The following is a 17,905-nucleotide window of genomic DNA, read 5'->3' as shown; positions in this document are numbered from 1 at the left end:
TATCTAAAAACAAAAAGCGGCCCCATGGCCGCTTTTGAATTACTCGTCGGCGTTTTCGCCTTGCGCCTCGGGGACGATTTCTTCATCCACCTCGGCGATGCGCTGCAAGCCGACAACCTTCTCATCCGTTGCGGTACGAATGATGGTCACGCCCTGGGTGTTACGGCCGACTCGGGACACTTCATTGACCCGGGTGCGCACCAGGGTGCCACGGTTGGAGATAAGCATAATTTCATCGCCTTCTTCAACTGCTACCGCACCCACCACCTTGCCGTTACGCTCGGAGACCTTGATGGATACCACCCCTTTGGTGGCCCGGCTCTTGGCCGGATACTCGGCCTGCTCGGTACGCTTACCATAACCGTTTTCGGTCACGGTGAGGATGTCCACGCCTTCTCTGGGGATAACCATGGACACCACAGACTGGCCGTCTTCCAGGCTGATACCGCGTACCCCGGTGGCGCCGCGGCCCATAGGCCGGACACCTTTGAAGCTCATCTGTACCTGGCTGTTTTCGTCCAACACCGGGTTGCCTTGCTCGTCCAGTACAGGGGATTCCTCCCCTTCCTTGAAGCGCACCACTTTACCGGCATCGGAGAACAACATGATCTCGTTGCTGCCGTCGGTGATGGTCACGCCAATCAGCTGGTCGCCGTCGTTGAGGTTAACGGCGATGATGCCGCTGGAGCGCGGGCGGCTGTATTCGGTCAAGGCGGTTTTCTTCACGGTACCAAAGGCGGTAGCCATAAAGATGTACTTGCCTTCCTCATACTCGCGCACCGGCAAAATGGCGGTGATGCGCTCGTCTGCTTCCAGGGGCAGCAGGTTGATGATGGGGCGGCCACGGGCGGTGCGGCTGGCCAGCGGCAGCTGGTACACCTTCAGCCAATAGAGGCGGCCACGGCTGGAGAAGCATAGGATGGTGTCGTGGGTGTTGGCTACCAGCAGCTGCTCGATGAAGTCTTCATCCTTCATCTTGGTGGCTGCTTTGCCTTTACCGCCGCGGCGCTGGGCCTCGTAATCGGTCAGGACCTGGTATTTCACGTAACCCTCGTGGGAGAGGGTTACTACCACGTCTTCTTCATTGATCAGATCTTCGATGGAGATATCGGCAGAAGACTCGCTGATCTCGGTGCGGCGCTCGTCACCATATTGCTCGGAGATGGCCACCAGCTCTTCACGAATAACTTCCATCAGGCGCTCAGGGGAGGCCAGGATGAACAGCAGCTCTTTGATGAGATCCAGCAGGCCTTTGTACTCGTCGAGGATCTTCTCGTGCTCAAGGCCGGTCAGGCGGTGCAGACGCAGATCCAAAATGGCCTGGGCCTGCACTTCGGTCAGGAAGTATTTGCCGTCACGGATGCCGTATTGCGGCTCAAGGTGCTCAGGGCGTGCGGCGTCGGTGCCAGCGCCTTCGAGCATGGCTGCTACGTTACCGAGCTCCCAAGGGGTGCTAACCAGGCCAGCTTTGGCCTCAGCCGGGGTCGGGCTGCGGCGGATAAGCTCGATAACCGGGTCGATGTTGGCCAGGGCAATGGCCAGGCCTTCCAGCACATGGGCGCGCTCGCGGGCTTTACGCAGCTCATAAATGGTGCGGCGGGTCACCACTTCACGGCGGTGATTGATAAAGCACTCAAGGGCATCTTTGAGGTTAAAGAGGCGCGGCTGGTTTTGGTCCAGCGCCACCATGTTGATGCCGAACACTACCTGCATCTGGGTCAGGGAGTAGAGCTTGTTCAGTACCACTTCGCCGGCTTCGCCGCGCTTGAGTTCGATAACCACCCGCAGGCCGTCTTTATCGGACTCGTCGCGCAGGGCGCTGATGCCCTCGAGGCGTTTTTCCTTAACCAGCTCGGCAATCTTTTCAATCAGCCGTGCTTTGTTTACCTGGTAGGGCAGCTCGTGAACGATGATGGTCTCGCGGCCATTGTCTTCGTTGACTTCCACTTCGGCGCGGGCACGGATGTAAATCTTGCCGCGGCCGGTGTGGTAGGCGTCGCGGATACCGCTTTTACCGTTGATGATGCCGTGGGTGGGGAAATCGGGGCCCGGGATGTATTCCATCAGCTCGTCGATGGTCAAATCCGGGTTATCAATCAACGCCACACAGCCGCCCACCACTTCTTTTAAGTTATGGGGCGGAATGTTGGTGGCCATACCCACGGCAATACCGGCAGCGCCATTAACCAAGAGGTTCGGCACACGGGTCGGCAAGACATCGGGGATTTGTTCGGTATTGTCGTAGTTGGGAACGAAATCGACAGTTTCTTTGTCCAGATCCGCCAGCAGCTCGTGGGAGATCTTGGCCATCCGCACTTCGGTATAACGCATGGCGGCGGCAGAGTCGCCGTCCACGGAGCCGAAGTTGCCCTGGCCGTCTACCAGGGTGTAACGCATGGAAAAAGGCTGGGCCAGACGCACTATGGTGTCGTAGACCGCCGAATCACCGTGGGGGTGGTATTTACCAATAACATCCCCTACCACACGGGCCGATTTCTTATAGGCTTTGTTCCAGTCGTTGCCCAGTTCGTTCATGGCAAACAGAACACGCCGGTGTACCGGCTTGAGGCCATCGCGAACATCGGGCAGCGCCCGGCCGACGATAACGCTCATGGCGTAATCAAGGTAGGAGCTTTTGAGCTCATCCTCGATGCTGACCGGTACGATTTCTTTGGCCAGATCGCTCATCTCAGTCGTCCCTTTTAAAGGTCTTCCAACAAAGTGAGCCACTATACCACAACGGTCGACGTTGACCATGAAAAGGCAACGCACTCAGGGCTATAATGGCCCGTCTGCCAATGTCGGAAGGTAAAGATGAATAACAACGTAGATAACACTGAAATTGCCAAGTTCGAAGCCATGGCCCACCGCTGGTGGGATAAAGAAGGGGAATTTAAGCCCCTGCACCAGTTGAACCCGGTGCGCCTGGCCTTCGTTGAGGAAATGGCCGATGGCATTGGCAATAAGCGTATCGTCGATATCGGTTGCGGCGGCGGCATTTTAAGTGAGTCCATGGCCCGCCTGGGCGCGGTGGTCACCGGCGCTGACATGGGCACCGAGCCGCTGAACGTGGCCCGTGCCCACGCAGAAGAAGTGGGGGTGGCGCTCGAATACCGGCAAATAACCGCCGAAGCCCTGGCCGAAGAGCTGCCCGGCCAGTTTGATGTGGTGACCTGCATGGAGATGCTCGAGCACGTACCGGACCCACAATCGGTGGTGAGCGCCTGCGCCAAGCTCTGTAAGCCCGGCGGCATGCTGGTGTTCTCTACCCTTAACCGCACCCCCAAAGCCTGGGCCCTTGGCGTCTTTGCCGCCGAGCGCATCCTGCGCTGGTTGCCCGCTGGCACCCATGACTTTCAAAAATTCATCAAGCCGGCCGAGCTGATGGCCTTTTGCGACAACGCCGGGCTTATTCCTTTAAAAGCGGTGGGCATGAGCTACAACCTCTTGACCGGCCAGTTCAGCCGCTCCGAAAAACTGGACATGAACTACCTGGTCGCCGCCCGGAAACCGGCATGAGCGCGGTTCTTTTCGACCTCGACGGCACCTTACTTGATACCGCGCCCGACCTTCGCCGGGCGCTAAACGAAGTGCTGGCCGCCCACAACCTGCCCTTAAAAACCCTGGCCGAGGTGCGCCCCCATGCTACCCACGGCACCAAAAGCCTGCTGACCTTGGGCTTTGGCGAAGGGGCCTTTGAGCAAGAAACGCTGCGCCAGGCCTTTTGGGACGCCTACCTGCGCGACATCTCTGCCGAGACCCGGCTTTTTGAGGGGGTCAGCCAACTGATTGGCGCGCTGGATGCAGCGGCCATTCCCTGGGGCATCGTCACCAACAAGGTGACCCACCTGACAGTGGCTGCCCTGCCCCATTTTCCGGCGCTTGATGCCTGCAAGGCGCTGGTTTGTGGCGACACCCTTGCCAGTCGCAAGCCTGACCCGGCGCCGCTCCTTCATGCCGCCCAGCTGATGGGGGTGGCTCCTGGCCAGTGCCTTTATCTTGGTGATGCCCTGACCGACATGGAAGCGGCCCAGGGCGCCGGCATGCATGGCTTTGTGGCCAGTTGGGGCTATGTGGACGACAGCCACCCCGATTGGCCGGCCAAGGCGGTGCTGGCGGCACCGGAGGATCTGCTGAAGTGGTGCAAGATCACACGATCAAACAGCTGATCGGTTTTTTTGATCGGGGCTTGCATTTTGACAACTTAGGCAAAGCCGACCCCATTTAGGTTAGTGGCCACTAACGGGGTCAAAAAGCCGTCACTTTTACACCTTGAAAGACTGCCCATACCTCACTATCTTGTTTCTAAAATCAAAACCAAACCCAACATCTTGTGTATCTAATGCACAAGAAACATACGCCAGTGTCGCCGTCTTTGCTGGCGCAAGCTTAGGGAAAAGTCCGATAGGTACGTCATGAACAAGAACCTCCTCGTCACCAAGCGTAACGGCCAACAGGAATCCATTGATCTTGAGAAGATCCATCGTGTGGTTACCTGGGCTGCCGAAGGCCTTAACAATGTGTCTGTATCCCAGGTGGAACTGCGTGCCCAAATCCAGTTCTACGATGGCATAAAGACGGCGGATATCCACGAGACCCTGATCAAGGCCTCTGCCGACCTGATAAACGAAGAAGCGCCGGACTACCAATACCTGGCTGCTCGCCTGGCGGTGTTCCACCTGCGCAAAAAAGCCTACGGCGAATTCGAGCCGCCCCACCTGTTTGACCATGTCAGCAACATGGTGGAGATGGGCAAATACGACGAGCACCTGCTGAGCGACTATTCGCGCAGCGACTTCGATGCTCTGAACGACATTCTCGACCACAGCCGCGACATGAATTTCTCCTACGCGGCAGTCAAGCAGCTTGAAGGCAAATACCTAGTACAAAACCGGGTGACCGGCGAGATTTACGAGTCTGCCCAGTTCCTGTACATCCTGGTAGCGGCCTGCCTGTTTGCCGACTACCCCCACGACACCCGTTTGGATTACATCAAGCGTTTCTACGACGCCGTGTCCACCTTTAAGCTGTCGCTGCCCACCCCCATCATGAGCGGTGTGCGCACGCCTACTCGTCAGTTCAGCTCCTGCGTACTGATCGAAACCGGCGACAGCCTCGATTCCATCAACGCCACTGCGGCCGCCATCGTCCGGTACGTCTCCCAGCGTGCCGGTATCGGTATCAACGCTGGCCGCATCCGCGCCCTGGGTAGCCCCATTCGCGGTGGTGAAGCTTTCCACACCGGCTGTATCCCCTTCTACAAGCACTTCCAGACCGCCGTTAAATCCTGCTCCCAAGGCGGGGTCCGGGGCGGCGCGGCCACCCTGTTCTATCCCATGTGGCACCTGGAAGTGGAAAACCTGCTGGTGCTGAAGAACAACCGTGGCGTTGAGGAAAACCGGGTCCGCCATATGGACTACGGCGTGCAGCTCAACCGCCTGATGTACCAGCGCCTCATCAAGGGCGGCGACATCACCCTGTTCAGCCCCTCTGACGTGCCCGGCCTGTACGATGCCTTCTTTGCCGATCAGGCCAAGTTTGAAGAACTGTACGCCAAATACGAGCAGGACGAGTCTATTCGCAAGAAGACCCTCAAAGCGGTAGATCTGTTCTCCCTGCTGCTGTCCGAGCGCGCCTCCACCGGCCGTATCTACATTCAGAACGTCGACCACTGCAACACCCACAGTCCCTTCGACCCGGCGGTGGCGCCGGTGCGCCAGTCCAACCTGTGCCTGGAGATCGCCCTGCCCACCAAGCCGCTGATGGATATCAACGACGAAAACGGCGAGATTGCCCTTTGCACCCTGTCGGCCTTTAACCTCGGCGCCATCAATGATGTCAGCGAGTTTGAAGAGCTGGCTGAGCTTTCCGTGCGGGCCCTCGATAGCCTGCTGGACTACCAGGACTACCCGGTTAAAGCCGCGCACATCGCCACCATGGGCCGCCGCACCCTGGGCGTGGGCGTTATCAACTACGCCTACTATCTGGCCAAAAACGGCGTGCGTTACTCTGACGGCTCCGCCAACGGCCTGACCCACAAAACCTTCGAAGCCATGCAGTACTACCTGCTCAAAGCCTCCATGGAACTGGCCAAAGAGCGCGGCGCCTGCCCGATGTTCGAAGAAACCACCTACGCCAAAGGCGTGCTGCCCATCGACAGCTACAAAAAGGATTTGGACAAGATAGTCGAAGAGCCGCTGCACCTCGATTGGGAGCAGCTGCGTAAAGACATCGTCCAGCACGGCCTGCGTAACAGCACCCTGTCAGCGCTGATGCCGTCCGAGACCAGCTCGCAAATTTCCAACGCCACCAACGGCATCGAGCCGCCGCGCGGCCACATCTCGGTGAAGGCCTCCAAAGACGGCATCCTGCGCCAAGTGGTACCGGATTTCGAGCAGCTCAAGGACGCCTACGAACTGCTGTGGGACATTCCCAACAACGACGGTTACCTGCAGCTGGTGGGCATCATGCAAAAGTTCATCGACCAGTCCATCAGTGCCAACACCAACTACGATCCGGCCAAATTCCCGGGCGGCAAGGTGCCGATGCAGTCGATGATCAAAGACCTGCTCACCGCCTATAAGTACGGTGTGAAGACCCTTTACTACCACAACACCCGTGACGGTGCGGCGGACGCCCAAAAGGACTTTACCGTCACCGCCGCTTCCCTGCCCCAGGCCACGGTTGCGGTGGAAGAAGACGACGACGGCTGTGCCGGCGGCGCTTGCAAGATTTGATTTAAAGGGGGGCTTGGCCCCCCTTTCTCAGGGAGCTACCAATGCGTTACACCACTTTCAGCCGGGTCAACAACAACGCCCTGACCGAACCGATGTTCTTCGGCCAGCCGGTCAACGTGGCCCGGTATGATCAACAAAAATACGAAGTCTTTGAAAAGCTGATCGAAAAGCAGCTGTCGTTCTTCTGGCGCCCCGAAGAAGTGGACGTCTCCAAAGACCGCGTCGACTTTGCCCAGCTGCCCGAGCACGAGCAGCACATTTTCCTGTCCAACCTCAAATACCAGACCCTGCTGGACTCCATCCAGGGTCGCAGCCCCAACGTGGCGCTGCTGCCGCTGGTGTCTATCCCTGAGCTGGAAACCTGGATTGAGACTTGGTCTTTTTCCGAGACCATTCACTCGCGCTCCTACACCCACATCATCCGTAATATCGTCGCCGACCCGTCCAAGGTGTTCGACGACATCGTGATGAACGAAGAAATCCAAAAGCGCGCCGACGAAATTGCCGGTTATTACGATGTGCTCATCGAATACACCCAAATTTGGCAACTGCACGGCGAAGGCACCCATGTGGTGGCCGGCAAAACCTATGAGATCGCGCTTCGCGACCTCAAGAAAAAGCTGTACCTGTGCATGATGGCGGTCAACGCTCTGGAAGCCATCCGCTTTTACGTCAGCTTTGCCTGCTCCTTTGCCTTTGCCGAGCGCAAACTGATGGAAGGCAACGCCAAGATCATCAAGTTCATCGCCCGCGACGAAGCACTGCACCTGGCTGGCACTCAGCAGATTCTGAACCTGATGCGCGACGGCAAGGAAGGCAACGAATGGGCGGAGATCGCCATTGAATGCCGCGCCGAGTGCGAAGAGCTCTTCAAACGCGCCGCCGAGCAGGAAAAGGCCTGGGCCAAATATCTGTTTAAAGACGGCTCGATGATCGGCCTTAACGAGTCCATCCTCAGCCAATACGTGGAATACATCACCAACGTGCGGATGAACGCGGTCGGTCTGGCCCCGGCCTTTGCCACCGCCTCCAACCCCATCCCCTGGATCAACGCCTGGCTGGTGTCAGACAACGTGCAGGTGGCGCCTCAGGAGTCGGAAATAAGCTCCTACCTGGTGGGGCAAATCGACGCCAACGTCGACTTAGGCGATCTGGACGACTTCGACCTCTAAACCAAACCCCGCTTCGGCGGGGTTTTTAACAACTCCTCCGCGCTGTTGATCCAGATCCTGTGTTTGCACTCATAAGTGGTTACACTATGCGCAAATTCCGGTTGAGCCGCCCATGATCAACGCCCGCCATTATCTGTCCTTTGACCGCATGAAAGACGGCACCCCCGTCTTTGTCCGCGCCATCCGCCGGGAAGACAAATACGCGCTGCTCAAAGCCTACGAGCACATGTCGGACCGCTCCATCTACTACCGCTTCATGCGCCCCAAATGGCAGATGAGCCTGGACGAAGCGGCCCGCTTTACCGATGTGGACTTTGAAAGCCACGTGGCCATTGCCGCCGGCCATTACAGCGAGAAAGGCGAAGAAGAGGCCCTGGGCATAGGCCGTTACATCCTGCTGCCGGGCAGCAAGGTGAAAAGGGCCGAGTTTGCCTGCGCTGTGCTCGATAGCCTGCAAAACCTCGGAGTGGGCAGCATTCTTTTTCAGCACCTGCTGAAAATTGCCAGGGAACAAGGCGTAGAGGAGTTTATTGCTGAAGTGCTACCGCAAAACCGCGGCATGATTGGGGTGTTTCGCCGGGCCGGGCTTCCCACCCGCACCATCATGGAAGACGGCCTGCTGCGGGTGAATATGGATCTGCGGCAAAACCGCGAAGTGCTGGAGTCCGATTAAGGGCTCGGCACAAACACCAGCGGGCTTTCAAAGCCGTCGGAGAACAGCTTGAGATTGGCGCCGTCACGCTCCAGCCAGTTGGCCTTTTGCAGCCGATCAAGATAAAGCCCCTCGGCCTGCATCAGCTCCCCCATACAGGCCATTTTGGTACTGCCGATATGCCCCACCGTCATGGCGGCGCCATTTACCAGTTGGTAGTCGGCAAAGTAGCGGTTACAACCGCCCTCACCGCTTAAGCGACCGTCGGAGCTGAGTTTGAGGGTAATGCCTTTGACCGAGCGGGCGGCGGTGGCCAGGGGGCCTTTGACTTGACTGGCATCAAGGCGCCAGAGGTTGTCGTAAAAGCCGGGATCGCTGGCACTTTGGCAGGCACAAAGCCCAAGCACCAAGCCCATCATTCCTAACGCCTTTTTCATGATTGACCTCCCTGTCTGCCAGCCTGTTTGGCGTTACTGACTGCCGGTCGGTGACGGCGTCAACTCCCAGCATAGCTTAGGATCGCCCTGCCAGCGGATCTGCGAGACTTTACCGTCCACCACCACCACCTGGCGGGTGCAGCCGTCCACGCTGGGGCCGCCGCCAAAAACGGTACCAAGGGAGCCAAACACGTTACCCGAGCCACCTCCGACCCCGATGCCGATGCTGGGTTTAGAGCCGGTTTTGGTGTCGCGGTAGATAAGCCAGTCCTGGCCTTCTACCTTGTTGGTCTGGGCGGGTACGCCCCATTTGTCCATCAACGCTTCAGCGCTGTAGCCCTGCCACTGGTGCATGCGGGCGTCCACCCCTTCCGGGGGTACGCTGGTACAGGCGCCAAGGCCCAGCGCCATTAAAAAGGCCCATTTTTTCATGGCCCCTCCTTTGTTAGTTAAGCTCACTGTCGCAGAAACCGGCCAAAGGCGCCAGCAGGGGCTTGAAGCGGTTCATCCAGCCCGGCAGATCTCGGCCAGAGTCCCCAAGCGCCGGCTGGACTCTTTGACGTAGGGGTTGGTTTTGTCCCAGGCGTAACCGGCCAGGATGGAGCACACCATACGTTTGATTTGCACCTGCGGCGAGGGATAGAAGATAACGTCTTGGAAGAGGCCGTCGCCTCCCCTGGGAAATACATCAACGAGCTAGCGACTAAGAAGTAGGGGACAACGACTGTACAAAAGTGACGGCATGAGATGATCCAAAACGGCCAAGCAGGTAGTATGACTGCCCAGTTTGACTTTAACTGTTGAGAAAGCCAAATGACGGCCAATCCCGTGCTTATTACCGGCGCCGCCCAGCGCGTCGGGCTGCACCTGGTTCACCGCTTTTTGGAACAAGGCCGGCCGGTCATCATGACCTACCGCCAGCACCGCAAGCAGATTGACCAATTGACCGCCCAGGGCGTGCGCTGCATCCAGGCCGATGCTGTAGCCCTGCCACTGGTGCATGCGGGCGTCCACCCCTTCCGGGGGTACGCTGGTACAGGCGCCAAGGCCCAGCGCCATTAAAAAGGCCCATTTTTTCATGGCCCCTCCTTTGTTAGTTAAGCTCACTGTCGCAGAAACCGGCCAAAGGCGCCAGCAGGGGCTTGAAGCGGTTCATCCAGCCCGGCAGATCTCGGCCAGAGTCCCCAAGCGCCGGCTGGACTCTTTGACGTAGGGGTTGGTTTTGTCCCAGGCGTAACCGGCCAGGATGGAGCACACCATACGTTTGATTTGCACCTGCGGCGAGGGATAGAAGATAACGTCTTGGAAGAGGCCGTCGCCTCCCCTGGGAAATACATCAACGAGCTAGCGACTAAGAAGTAGGGGACAACGACTGTACAAAAGTGACGGCATGAGATGATCCAAAACGGCCAAGCAGGTAGTATGACTGCCCAGTTTGACTTTAACTGTTGAGAAAGCCAAATGACGGCCAATCCCGTGCTTATTACCGGCGCCGCCCAGCGCGTCGGGCTGCACCTGGTTCACCGCTTTTTGGAACAAGGCCGGCCGGTCATCATGACCTACCGCCAGCACCGCAAGCAGATTGACCAATTGACCGCCCAGGGCGTGCGCTGCATCCAGGCCGATTTCGCCACCGATGACGGTATCGCCGCCCTGGTTAGTGCCTTGTCCGGGCAGCCCCTCGGCGCCATTATCCACAACGCCTCAAGTTGGGATCTGGAAGCCGATATCCATGACGCCGCCCGCCATTTCGACGCCATGATGCAGGTCCACGCCAAGGCGCCCTACCTGCTCAACCGGCACCTGGCAGGCCAGATAGAAGATGGCGGTAGCATCATCCACATTACCGATTACACCGTAGAGAAAGGGAGTGACCGGCACATTGCCTACGTGGCCTCCAAGGCGGCGCTATCGAGCCTGACCTTGTCCTTTGCCAAATTACTTGGGCCAAGGGTGAGGGTAAACAGCATTGCCCCCAGCCTTATCATCTTTAACGAAGATGATGACGCCCAGTACAAGGCCAAAACCCTGGCCAAGTCCGTGATGGGTATCGAGCCGGGCTGCGACGAGATCTGGCTTGCCGTCCACTACCTTTTGAACAGCCATTACGTTACCGGTCGCACCCTCCATGTGGACGGCGGCCGCCATATCCGTTGAGAGAGCAATTCATGACAGAACAACTGGCCAAGCACTATGAAGCCATCATCCGTGGCCTGGGCGAAGACCCTTCTCGCGAGGGTCTGCTAAAAACCCCCGAGCGTGCCGCCAAGGCCATGCAGTATCTGACCCAGGGTTACCAGCAGTCCCTTGAAGAACTGGTTAACGGCGCCGTGTTCAGCTCCGACAATGACGAATTAGTGATTGTTAAGGACATCGAGCTTTATTCCCTGTGCGAGCACCACCTGCTGCCCTTCGTTGGCAAATGCCACATCGGCTACCTGCCAAACGGCAAGGTGCTGGGGCTGTCCAAGTTTGCTCGCATCGTCGATATGTTCGCCCGCCGCCTGCAAATTCAGGAAAACCTCACCCGCCAGATCGCCCTGGCGGTCGAGGAAGTCACCGGCGCCCAAGGGGTGGCGGTGGTGATTGAAGCCAAGCACATGTGCATGATGATGCGCGGCGTTGAAAAGCAAAACAGCTCCATGAAATCGAGCGTGATGCTGGGCTCGTTCCGCGAGTCTACCGACACCCGCCGCGAGTTCCTGTCGCTTATCCGCTGATAAACGGCAGCAAAAAAGGGCGCCCTAAGGCGCCCTTTTTCATGGCCGAATGCGGATTATCGTTACGCCCAGCGAACAGTGATTTTCGTCACATTTTTTCGTAACGGACTGTTGCCCGGCTTGGGGCTTCTAGTGGGGCGCAACGGCGATACAATGCCAGGGCAAGCAAGTCCCTTGGCCGCCACAGCCCCCAGACCCTCTCTCTTCCCTGTGGCGGCTTTCTTTTATCCGTTACTTGGCAAAAAGCTGGCTCATGTCCTTAAAGGCCTTGAACTCCAACGCGTTGCCGCAGGGGTCGAGCAAGAACATGGTGGCCTGCTCCCCAACCTGTCCCCGAAAGCGCACATAAGGCTCTATTACGAAGGGGATGTTGAATCCTTTGAGGCGCTCGGCCAGTTGTTGCCACTGCTCCCAAGGCAATACCACCCCGAAATGGGGGACCGGCACGTCGTGGCCGTCCACCGGGTTGGTATGGGCCGCTTGCTGTGAAGGGGTCTTGGGGTGTTCGTGGATCACCAGTTGGTGCCCGAAAAAATCAAAATCGACCCACTGGCTGGACGAGCGGCCTTCGGTAAGGCCAAACACCTCGCCGTAAAAAGCCCGGGCCCGGGCCAAATCGAAGACCGGAATGGCCAGGTGAAAAGGCGAAAGTGCCATGGCAACTCCTTGATTGCTATTGATAACCCTTGGTTAATCGCGCTATTGACAGTACGCTGCCAACACGCCCCGACTCAAGGATTTTAGCGATGAAAGCCGGCCTTTACGCCTATCCCCTAACCCCTTTTGCCGGTAGCGGCATCGACTATCAGGCCCTCGATGGGCTGGTGGCCCGCCTCAGCGAAGCTGGGGTCGATGGCATTGGCGCCCTCGGCTCCACCGGCTGCGCCCCTTATCTTGAGGTTGCCCAGCGTCTTGCCATCAGTGAACGGGTGATAGCCCAGGCCGGGCAGGTACCGGTGATGGTGGGGATAAGCGCCCTGGCTACCCGCGATGTGCTGCGATTGGCCGAAGGGGCCCAGCGCCAAGGCGCCGCCAGTTTGCTGCTGGCGCCGGTGTCTTACCAGCCCTTGAACGAGGACGAAGTCTTTGGGCTCTACCAAAGCCTGAGCGCCGCTTGCGACCTTCCCCTTTGCGTTTATGAAAACCCCCGCACTACCCAATTTACCTTCAGCGATGCCTTGCGTCAGGCCCTGGCGCAACTTCCCCGGGTTGCCGCCTTCAAGTTGCCGGGGCTCACCCCGGCAGATAACCGGCGGCTGCGCGCCTTGCTTCCCCCTCACATCAACCTGGGGGTGGCAGGGGACGGGGCCGCGGCTGTGGCCCTTGGCAGCGGGGTAGCCAGTTGGCATTCGGTTGCTGCCGGGCTCTTCCCCGAGGCGTGCCGAGCGCTGTATCTGGCCGCCAAAGCCCAGCAGCAGCATGACACCCTTGCCCAGCTTTGGGCGCTTTTCACCCGCTTTGGCTCGCTTAAAGTGATGGCGGCCAGCGCTGCGCTACTAGGCCTTGTCGGCCATTCCCTGCCCCAGCCGCTGCAGCCCCTGGGCCCGGAAGCGACGCGCGAGGTAAAAGAGGTGTTGGTCGCTCTGGGACTTTTAGGCATTTAGAGAAATTAGAAAATTTATTTCACCTAGTACTTTAGGCGGGTGCCGGCAGTGTCGTTTATTGCAGAGGCAAGCATTTGTCATTTGACACCGCCACAGAGACTCCCTCCTGATCAATCTCACATGTGGCGGCTTTTTTTGCGCCCATTCAAACGTTTGCGCATCACAAGCGTTTGCAGCCCGGCAACTACTGGGCAAAAAACAGCCACCCTTGCAGATTTCCCGGTTAAGGGGCCTTAGCTGGGGATGAAAGCAGTTATCCACAGCCTTGCCCCCAGATTTTGTTGATATCCCCTACCAAGGTATAGGTTGGCCGTCCCAGGCCCAAAAGCCGCCATGGTGCTGGGCCCCAGCCCCGGCCAGCACCTGTAGTAGCTGCCGGGCGGCGCGCTGTGGGCTGAACTGCTTATCCTTGGGTGTATTGCCAAGAAAGGGCGTGGATAAATCGCTGATAGTGGTGCCGGGGTGTAAGGTTAGCAGCCAGACGCCCGGCAACCGCCGACCAAGCTCGATGGCAAGAGTGCGGTTAAGCTGATTTTGCGCCGCCTTGGCAGCGCGATAGCTGTACCAGCCGCCAAGACGATTATCGGCAATGGACCCAACCCTTGCCGACAAATGCCCCACCAAAGCGTTTTTGGCCAGGGTCAGATTGGGCCACAAGGCCTGCAGGCAAAGGGCCGGGCTAAAAGCGTTAACAAGGGCACTTTTTAAAAGCGCCTCAGCGCTGACATCCTCTATCCGCTTTTCTGGCCAGATGCCGTCGCCATGCAATAGCCCCAAGGTATTGATAACCAGGTGCAGCGGCTGGCCGGCAAGCCAGCGGGCCAGCTCTGCCCTACCCTCATCAGTGGCAAGGTCGGCGGCGAGGTTAAAGGTGGCGGGCCCCTGGCCCCGGCGACTGACCCCATAAAGGCGCTCTACCTGCGCCAGCGCCTGCAGCTCGTCGCAAAGGGCGGCGCCAATACCGCCACTGGCACCTATCACAAGTGCATTGCAGCGAGACGGAAGATGACTGAACATGAAAGCTCCTGATCTGATGCCCGGTCTGATGTCGTACGACTCTCGGTCTTAAATGGAGCTTATCTGATGCTAAAGAAACTGATCCCCGCCCTCGCCTTGCTGGCCCTGCCCGCCCTGGCGGCGGACTGCCCTGACGCCCTTAAATTCGTCAAGCGCAAGCTCAATTCCGAGCAGACCGTCAACCTGTGCCAGGCGTATCAGGGTAAGACACTGCTCATCGTCAATACCGCCAGTTACTGCGGTTTTACCCCCCAGTTCCATGGCCTTGAAGCCCTGTACAGCCAGTACAAGGACAAAGGCTTGGTGGTGCTGGGCTTCCCGTCTGACGACTTCAACCAGGAAGCGGATGACGAAAAAACCACCGCCGATATCTGTTTTACCAAATACCAGGTCAAATTCCCCATGTTTGAAAAGCTGCATGTCAAAGGGGACGAGGCAGATCCGCTCTATCGCATCCTGGCCCGTGAAGCGGGCGGCCAGTCGCCCAAGTGGAATTTCTACAAGTATCTGGTTGGCAAAGACGGCAAGGTCATTGAGCTCTTTTCCAGCCGCACCAAACCGGACAGCGAGGAGCTGCGTACAGCCATCGAAAAGGCACTTTAGGAAGGCGGGCCCCGTGCCCGCTTTGTTTTTCGATGGCAAAACTCATTTTGGTGCTGGGTGACCAGTTAAGTACCGACCTCTCAAGCCTTCGCCACTACCAGCCAGAAGACCGCGTTTTGATGGCAGAGGTCATGGCCGAAGCCACCTACAGCCCCCACCACAAGAAGAAGCTGGCCTTGGTGTTTAGCGCCATGCGCCACTTTGCCAAGGCCCTTGGCGAGCAAGGCTATAACGTTACATACAGCGCCTTGCCTGATAGCCCCTCGACCTTATTTGATGCCGTCACGCGCCACATAGATAACGCCGACGCGCTGCTCATTACCGAGCCCGGCGAATACCGGCTGCTGGCCGAGATGCAACACTGGCAGGCTGAGCTTGGCGTCAAGGTGACGCTGCTTGAGGACGACCGTTTTTTCACATCTCGAAGGGAATTTGCCCGCTGGAGCCAAGGCCGACGCCAATGGCGCATGGAGCACTTTTACCGCCAGCAGCGCAGAAATACCGGCCTGCTCATGGCCGGCGCCGAGCCCGAGGGCGGCCAGTGGAATTTTGACCATCAAAACCGCGAAGCCTGGCAGCCCCAGGCTCTGCCGCCGTTAAAGCGCTACGCCCCCGATGCCATTACCCAAGAGGTGCTGGCGCTGGTTGAGGCGCGTTTTTCCCACCATATCGGTGAGCTGCTGCCCTTTGAGTTTGCGGTGACCCGTCAGCAGGCCCTTGAGGAACTGGACGATTTTATTACCCAGCGCCTCCCGGCTTTTGGCACCTTCCAAGACGCCATGGCCAGCGGCGAAGATTATCTTTATCACTCCCGGCTCTCGCCGCTTATCAACCTTGGCCTATTAAGCCCACGTGAGGTGTGCGAGGCGGCCTGCCAGGCCTATTACCAGGGCCATGCCCCCATCAATGCCGTGGAAGGCTTTGTGCGCCAGATCCTCGGTTGGCGCGAGTATGTGCGCGGCCTCTATTGGACCCTGATGCCGGGCTACAAAAGCCACAACGCCCTTAACAGCACCCGGCCACTGCCCGAGCTGTATTGGAGCGGCAAAACCGGTATGCATTGCATGAGCGAGGCCCTTCGCAACACCTTGCAAAACGGTTACGCCCACCATATCCAGCGGCTGATGATCACCGGAAATTTTGCCTTGATCACAGGTTTGGACATTGAAGCCATCTGCGATTGGTACCTAGCCGTGTATTTGGACGCCTATGAATGGGTGGAGCTGCCCAACACCTTGGGCATGGTCATGCACGCCGATGGCGGCCTGCTGGCCTCCAAGCCCTACGCCGCCTCCGGCAAGTACATTCAGCGTATGTCCAATTACTGCCAGCACTGCCGCTACAAGGTGAACAAGCTGACCGGCGCCGATGCCTGTCCCTTCAACAGCTTCTATTGGCATTTTCTGGCCCGTAACCGCACCACGCTTGCCGGTAACCCACGGCTGGCCATGGTGTATCGCACCCTGGACCGCTGGGACGAGGCCAAACTCGATGCCATTAACCAGCAGGTAGCCTGGCAATGGCGGCGCATAGAAAACAACGACCTGTAAAGGTTTGCCCGGTCTGTGGCCTGACTTTTCAGTGGCGGCGTAAGTACACAGACAGCTGGGATCAGGTCAAATACTGCTCCGAGCGTTGTAGAAGGAGTAGAAAATGCAGGGGATCTTGCTAAACGGCCAGCTCAGGCTGCACCGCAATCCGCTATTTGAAAACATCGACGAAGCGATGTTGCTGTGGTGCTGGCCAACCCGCCTTAGCGCCCTGCGCCGCGCTTGGCTGCAAGCCAATCTTTGTAAAATTCAAGAAGCGCTACGGGCAAGGGGCAGCGATATTTTCGTGCTCGAACCTGAGGCGCTGCCCGCGTTTATTCGCGAGCACCAGCTGAGCGCCCTTCGCATGGCAAGCCCGGTGGCCCCTGAAGAAAAGGCTCTGGCCAAAGCCCTTGGCGCAGAGCTCGCCCCGGCCAATAGGTTGTTTGACCATCGCGAGGCCAAAGGCAGCTTCAGCCAGTTTCGTAAAAGCCTCAAGGCGCCCTCCATGGGCCGCCTCAACGCCTTGCCGCCTACCACGCCGATAAAAGCGCCTACCCTCACCCTGCCGCCGGGGGCTTTTCGCTTTGATCCAGGTGAAGACGCCGCCAACGAGCGGCTGCTGTATTTTCGTGACCAACTGCTGGCAGACTACCACCAGAGCCGCAACGGCCTCTTGGGCAACAGCTTTTCAAGCCAGCTGTCGGTGTATTTGGGCGAAGGGATTTTGGCTATAGACCACGTCTGGCAATGCCTGCACAGCGCCCCAACAGGCCAGGGCCGCGATAAGCTCCTTGACGAGCTGCTGTGGCGTGAATTCTTCCAGCATTGGCTGGCCCAGCAAGGGGCAAAGGCCTTTGCCCCCCACGCCAGTACCCAAACCGATGAACGTCTGCTCGCCTGGCAACAGGGCCACACCGGCCTGCCGCTGGTGGACGCGGCCATGCGCGAGCTGCTGGCCACCGGTTATATCAGCAATCGCGCCCGCCAAAATGTGGCGAGCTTTCTGGTACACGACCTCAAACAAGACTGGCGCGCCGGCGCCGACTGGTTCGAGCGCCAGCTCCTTGACTACGACGTTGCCGCCAACTGGGGTAACTGGGCCTACATTGCCGGCCTGGGTGCCAGCACCCGGCCTATTTATTTTGACGTGGCCTGGCAAAGCCGCCAGCACGACAGGGAAGCCAGCTATATCAAGGCCTGGCTACCGGAGCTCGGGCTGTTACCGGCAGATACCATTCACAACCTGCCCTGGCTGCCAGAACAGCGCCCGGAGGGGTATCCCGCGCCAGTTGGCATGGCGGATTGGGGCTTTAAGGCCAGTGATCCAAAGAGGGTTTGAGGGCGTAAAGCGCCCTATGAGCCCCTTTTGGAGCAATACAGATGAGCACCCCGGCTTGGTCCGAGGCAAGGTATACTGCCAAACGACAAAGT

General features: G+C 58.4%; 20 protein-coding genes. 13 read left to right on the top strand and 7 right to left on the bottom strand.

The window, feature by feature from the left end; genetic code table 11:
- Positions 1–39 precede the first annotated feature (39 nt).
- Positions 40–2,688: a DNA gyrase subunit A gene (gene gyrA / locus EDC28_RS08245; protein WP_123421284.1), complete on the bottom strand. Its 2,649-nt coding sequence runs from the start codon at positions 2,686–2,688 to the stop codon at positions 40–42.
- 126 nt (positions 2,689–2,814) lie between these two features.
- On the opposite strand from gyrA, the gene ubiG reads away from it, so the two are divergent.
- The 5 genes from ubiG (at position 2,815) to EDC28_RS08220 (ending at position 8,582) form a co-directional block, all read left to right on the top strand.
- The gene (gene ubiG, locus EDC28_RS08240) at positions 2,815–3,519 is read left to right on the top strand and encodes a bifunctional 2-polyprenyl-6-hydroxyphenol methylase/3-demethylubiquinol 3-O-methyltransferase UbiG (protein WP_123421283.1); all 705 of its coding nucleotides are present in this window, start codon (positions 2,815–2,817) and stop codon (positions 3,517–3,519) included.
- The gene (locus EDC28_RS08235) at positions 3,516–4,169 is read left to right on the top strand and encodes an HAD family hydrolase (protein ID WP_123421282.1); all 654 of its coding nucleotides are present in this window, start codon (positions 3,516–3,518) and stop codon (positions 4,167–4,169) included. The genes ubiG and EDC28_RS08235 overlap by 4 nt, the downstream gene beginning before the upstream one ends.
- A gap of 246 nt (positions 4,170–4,415) precedes the next feature.
- The gene (gene nrdA / locus EDC28_RS08230) at positions 4,416–6,737 is read left to right on the top strand and encodes a class 1a ribonucleoside-diphosphate reductase subunit alpha (RefSeq protein ID WP_123421281.1); all 2,322 of its coding nucleotides are present in this window, start codon (positions 4,416–4,418) and stop codon (positions 6,735–6,737) included.
- Positions 6,738–6,778: 41 nt separating this feature from the next.
- Positions 6,779–7,909 carry a class Ia ribonucleoside-diphosphate reductase subunit beta gene (nrdB, locus tag EDC28_RS08225; protein ID WP_050658060.1) on the top strand — a complete coding sequence of 377 codons (1,131 nt, stop codon included), beginning with the start codon at positions 6,779–6,781 and terminating at the stop codon, positions 7,907–7,909.
- 112 nt (positions 7,910–8,021) lie between these two features.
- Positions 8,022–8,582, top strand: coding sequence for a GNAT family N-acetyltransferase (locus tag EDC28_RS08220; RefSeq protein ID WP_123421280.1), 561 nt, complete (start codon positions 8,022–8,024; stop codon positions 8,580–8,582).
- Here EDC28_RS08220 and EDC28_RS08215 read toward each other — a convergent pair.
- The 3 genes from EDC28_RS08215 to EDC28_RS08205 all read right to left on the bottom strand — a co-directional run bounded on the left by EDC28_RS08215 (position 8,579) and on the right by EDC28_RS08205 (position 9,625).
- A complete protein-coding gene (locus EDC28_RS08215; protein WP_123421279.1) occupies positions 8,579–8,998 on the bottom strand; it encodes an META domain-containing protein in 420 nt (139 codons plus the stop codon). The genes EDC28_RS08220 and EDC28_RS08215 overlap by 4 nt on opposite strands.
- Positions 8,999–9,031: 33 nt before the next feature.
- Positions 9,032–9,430 (bottom strand): hypothetical protein, encoded by a 399-nt coding sequence (locus EDC28_RS08210; protein WP_123421278.1) that lies wholly within the window; start codon positions 9,428–9,430, stop codon positions 9,032–9,034.
- Positions 9,431–9,502: 72 nt separating this feature from the next.
- The gene (locus tag EDC28_RS08205) at positions 9,503–9,625 is read right to left on the bottom strand and encodes a hypothetical protein (RefSeq protein WP_336391515.1); all 123 of its coding nucleotides are present in this window, start codon (positions 9,623–9,625) and stop codon (positions 9,503–9,505) included.
- A 186-nt stretch (positions 9,626–9,811) separates the two neighbouring features.
- Between EDC28_RS08205 and EDC28_RS20220 the strand changes: the two genes are divergently transcribed.
- On the top strand, positions 9,812–10,060 hold the full coding sequence (locus tag EDC28_RS20220; RefSeq protein WP_211355725.1) for a Rossmann-fold NAD(P)-binding domain-containing protein: 249 nt from the start codon (positions 9,812–9,814) through the stop codon (positions 10,058–10,060).
- 90 nt (positions 10,061–10,150) lie between these two features.
- Here the strand turns inward: EDC28_RS20220 and EDC28_RS08195 are convergent, their stop codons facing one another.
- A complete protein-coding gene (locus tag EDC28_RS08195; RefSeq protein ID WP_336391515.1) occupies positions 10,151–10,273 on the bottom strand; it encodes a hypothetical protein in 123 nt (40 codons plus the stop codon).
- A 186-nt stretch (positions 10,274–10,459) separates the two neighbouring features.
- Between EDC28_RS08195 and folM the strand changes: the two genes are divergently transcribed.
- Together folM and folE are read left to right on the top strand one after the other, a co-directional pair.
- Entirely contained in the window at positions 10,460–11,155 is a 696-nt protein-coding gene (gene folM, locus EDC28_RS08190; RefSeq protein WP_123421277.1) for a dihydromonapterin reductase, read from the top strand.
- An 11-nt stretch (positions 11,156–11,166) separates the two neighbouring features.
- Entirely contained in the window at positions 11,167–11,718 is a 552-nt protein-coding gene (gene folE / locus EDC28_RS08185) for a GTP cyclohydrolase I FolE (RefSeq protein ID WP_050658037.1), read from the top strand.
- A gap of 231 nt (positions 11,719–11,949) precedes the next feature.
- On the opposite strand, the gene EDC28_RS08180 is transcribed toward folE, so the two are convergent.
- Positions 11,950–12,375, bottom strand: coding sequence for a VOC family protein (locus EDC28_RS08180; protein WP_123421276.1), 426 nt, complete (start codon positions 12,373–12,375; stop codon positions 11,950–11,952).
- An 89-nt stretch (positions 12,376–12,464) separates the two neighbouring features.
- On the opposite strand from EDC28_RS08180, the gene EDC28_RS08175 reads away from it, so the two are divergent.
- Positions 12,465–13,322 carry a dihydrodipicolinate synthase family protein gene (locus EDC28_RS08175; RefSeq protein WP_123421275.1) on the top strand — a complete coding sequence of 286 codons (858 nt, stop codon included), beginning with the start codon at positions 12,465–12,467 and terminating at the stop codon, positions 13,320–13,322.
- 291 nt (positions 13,323–13,613) lie between these two features.
- Here EDC28_RS08175 and EDC28_RS08170 read toward each other — a convergent pair whose 3' ends face one another.
- Positions 13,614–14,339, bottom strand: a complete 726-nt coding sequence (locus EDC28_RS08170; RefSeq protein ID WP_050658034.1) for an SDR family NAD(P)-dependent oxidoreductase — start codon at positions 14,337–14,339, stop codon at positions 13,614–13,616.
- Between the two features lie 66 nt (positions 14,340–14,405).
- Between EDC28_RS08170 and EDC28_RS08165 the strand changes: the two genes are divergently transcribed.
- From EDC28_RS08165 to EDC28_RS08150, 4 genes are read left to right on the top strand one after another with little or no spacing between them, the layout of a single operon-like run.
- Complete coding sequence (locus tag EDC28_RS08165) at positions 14,406–14,942, top strand: glutathione peroxidase (RefSeq protein ID WP_123421274.1); 537 nt, start codon at positions 14,406–14,408, stop codon at positions 14,940–14,942.
- Between the two features lie 32 nt (positions 14,943–14,974).
- Positions 14,975–16,492 (top strand): cryptochrome/photolyase family protein, encoded by a 1,518-nt coding sequence (locus tag EDC28_RS08160; RefSeq protein ID WP_123421273.1) that lies wholly within the window; start codon positions 14,975–14,977, stop codon positions 16,490–16,492.
- The gene (locus EDC28_RS20490) at positions 16,462–16,614 is read left to right on the top strand and encodes a DUF2256 domain-containing protein (RefSeq protein ID WP_083445774.1); all 153 of its coding nucleotides are present in this window, start codon (positions 16,462–16,464) and stop codon (positions 16,612–16,614) included. The genes EDC28_RS08160 and EDC28_RS20490 overlap by 31 nt, the downstream gene beginning before the upstream one ends.
- A complete protein-coding gene (locus EDC28_RS08150) occupies positions 16,596–17,813 on the top strand; it encodes an FAD-binding domain-containing protein (protein ID WP_123421272.1) in 1,218 nt (405 codons plus the stop codon). Before EDC28_RS20490 ends, EDC28_RS08150 begins: the two co-directional genes overlap by 19 nt.
- Positions 17,814–17,905 lie beyond the last annotated feature (92 nt).

The sequence above is a fragment of the Gallaecimonas pentaromativorans genome (assembly GCF_003751625.1).
Lineage (GTDB): Bacteria > Pseudomonadota > Gammaproteobacteria > Enterobacterales > Gallaecimonadaceae > Gallaecimonas > Gallaecimonas pentaromativorans.
Note: the sequence above shows the minus strand (reverse complement) of the source record. Positions and strands in the feature narration are given on the sequence as shown.

Coding starts and splice junctions, on each gene's coding strand:
- folE (WP_050658037.1), top strand. CDS start 11,167: ATGACAGAACAACTGGCCAAGCACTATGAAGCCATCATCCGTGGCCTG.
- EDC28_RS08175 (WP_123421275.1), top strand. CDS start 12,465: ATGAAAGCCGGCCTTTACGCCTATCCCCTAACCCCTTTTGCCGGTAGC.
- EDC28_RS08150 (WP_123421272.1), top strand. CDS start 16,596: ATGCAGGGGATCTTGCTAAACGGCCAGCTCAGGCTGCACCGCAATCCG.
- EDC28_RS08210 (WP_123421278.1), bottom strand. CDS start 9,430: ATGAAAAAATGGGCCTTTTTAATGGCGCTGGGCCTTGGCGCCTGTACC.
- EDC28_RS08215 (WP_123421279.1), bottom strand. CDS start 8,998: ATGAAAAAGGCGTTAGGAATGATGGGCTTGGTGCTTGGGCTTTGTGCC.
- EDC28_RS08165 (WP_123421274.1), top strand. CDS start 14,406: ATGCTAAAGAAACTGATCCCCGCCCTCGCCTTGCTGGCCCTGCCCGCC.
- gyrA (WP_123421284.1), bottom strand. CDS start 2,688: ATGAGCGATCTGGCCAAAGAAATCGTACCGGTCAGCATCGAGGATGAG.
- folM (WP_123421277.1), top strand. CDS start 10,460: ATGACGGCCAATCCCGTGCTTATTACCGGCGCCGCCCAGCGCGTCGGG.
- EDC28_RS20220 (WP_211355725.1), top strand. CDS start 9,812: ATGACGGCCAATCCCGTGCTTATTACCGGCGCCGCCCAGCGCGTCGGG.
- EDC28_RS08180 (WP_123421276.1), bottom strand. CDS start 12,375: ATGGCACTTTCGCCTTTTCACCTGGCCATTCCGGTCTTCGATTTGGCC.
- EDC28_RS08220 (WP_123421280.1), top strand. CDS start 8,022: ATGATCAACGCCCGCCATTATCTGTCCTTTGACCGCATGAAAGACGGC.
- EDC28_RS08235 (WP_123421282.1), top strand. CDS start 3,516: ATGAGCGCGGTTCTTTTCGACCTCGACGGCACCTTACTTGATACCGCG.
- EDC28_RS20490 (WP_083445774.1), top strand. CDS start 16,462: ATGGCGGCGCATAGAAAACAACGACCTGTAAAGGTTTGCCCGGTCTGT.
- EDC28_RS08170 (WP_050658034.1), bottom strand. CDS start 14,339: ATGTTCAGTCATCTTCCGTCTCGCTGCAATGCACTTGTGATAGGTGCC.
- nrdA (WP_123421281.1), top strand. CDS start 4,416: ATGAACAAGAACCTCCTCGTCACCAAGCGTAACGGCCAACAGGAATCC.
- nrdB (WP_050658060.1), top strand. CDS start 6,779: ATGCGTTACACCACTTTCAGCCGGGTCAACAACAACGCCCTGACCGAA.
- ubiG (WP_123421283.1), top strand. CDS start 2,815: ATGAATAACAACGTAGATAACACTGAAATTGCCAAGTTCGAAGCCATG.
- EDC28_RS08160 (WP_123421273.1), top strand. CDS start 14,975: ATGGCAAAACTCATTTTGGTGCTGGGTGACCAGTTAAGTACCGACCTC.